The organism is Streptomyces lonarensis, from assembly GCF_012033735.1.
Lineage (GTDB): Bacteria > Actinomycetota > Actinomycetes > Streptomycetales > Streptomycetaceae > Streptomyces > Streptomyces lonarensis.
Genome location: NZ_JAAVJD010000252.1, coordinates 1 through 1,401, shown reverse-complemented (window position 1 = coordinate 1,401; position 1,401 = coordinate 1). Strand labels below are relative to the sequence as shown.

At 72.7% G+C, this 1,401-nt stretch carries 1 protein-coding gene; it reads right to left on the bottom strand.

What is annotated here, in order from left to right; all coding sequences use genetic code 11:
* Window positions 1-66: 66 nt before the first annotated feature.
* Window positions 67-1,263, bottom strand: coding sequence for a cyclic dehypoxanthinyl futalosine synthase (gene mqnC / locus HCN56_RS21895; RefSeq protein WP_167973770.1), 1,197 nt, complete (start codon window positions 1,261-1,263; stop codon window positions 67-69).
* Between the last annotated feature and the right edge of the window lie 138 nt (window positions 1,264-1,401).

Sequence of the window (1,401 nt, the reverse complement as noted above, 5' to 3'; positions counted from 1 at the left end):
TGGGGCGGCAGCCGCGCGGCTGCCGCCCCACGGCGCACCGGCCGGGGAGAGCGGTCGGGCGGGCGGTCAGCCCGCGTCGATCAGCTTCAGCTCCGGGTGCGCGGTGCCGCCGTCGATCGCGGTGCTGGACAGGTGGGAGACGACGCGGTCGTCCACCGGGTCCTGCGCCGGGTCGTCGTGGACGACGAGGTGCTCGTAGGTGGTGGCGCGCTGGGCCGGGACCCGGCCGGCGGCGCGGATCAGGTGCAGCAGCTCCATGCGGTTGGAGCGGTGCTTGGCGCCGGCGGAGGAGACGACGTTCTCCTCCAGCATGACCGAGCCCAGGTCGTCGGCGCCGTAGTGCAGCGACAGCTGGCCGACCTCCTTGCCGGTGGTGAGCCAGGAGCCCTGGATGTGGGCGACGTTGTCGAAGAAGATCCGCGCGATGGCGATCATCCGCAGGTACTCGAAGAGCGTCGCCTGGGTCCGGCCGCGCAGCTTGTTGTTCTGCGGCTGGTAGGTGTACGGGATGAAGGCGCGGAAGCCGCCGGTGCGGTCCTGCACGTCGCGGATCATCCGCAGGTGCTCGATGCGCTCGGCGTTGGTCTCGCCGGTGCCCATCAGCATGGTGGAGGTGGACTCCACCCCGAGGGTGTGCGCGGCCTCCATGATCTCCAGCCAGCGCTCGCCGGACTCCTTGAGCGGAGCGATGGCCTTGCGGGGCCGCTCGGGCAGCAGCTCGGCGCCGGCGCCGGCGAAGGAGTCCAGCCCGGCCTCGTGGATGCGGCGGATCGCCTCCTCCGGCGTGACGCCGGAGAGCCGCGCCATGTGCTCCACCTCGGAGGCGCCCAGCGAGTGGATCACCAGCTGCGGGAACGCCTCCTTGATGGCACGGAAGTGGCGCTCGTAGTACTCGACCCCGAAGTCGGGGTGGTGGCCGCCCTGGAACATGATCTGGGTGCCGCCCAGCTCCACCGTCTCCGCGCAGCGGCGCAGGATGTCGTCCAGGTCACGGACCCAGACGTCCTCGCTCTTCGGCGCGACGTAGAAGGCGCAGAACTTGCACGCCGTGACGCAGGAGTTGGTGTAGTTGATGTTCCGCTCGATGATGTACGTGGCGATGTGCTCCGTGCCGGCGTAACGCCGGCGGCGCACCGCGTCGGCGGCGCGGCCGAGCGCGTGCAGCGGGGCGTGCCGGTACAGCTCCAGCGCTTCCTCGGCGCTGATCCGGCCGCCGTCGGCGGCACGGTCGAGCGTGGACTGGAGCTCGGCGCTGAAGGCCATGGTCGGTCCCCTCCGCGGGTTGCTGAAGACCGGACCAGCGTACGCCCCCGCCGCGACGGGCCCGGCGCCAGCGCCCCGCTGCCGGCCGAGGGCCCCGTCCGCGCGGCGCTCCCGGCCGCCGGGGGGTGGGGCGGGCGG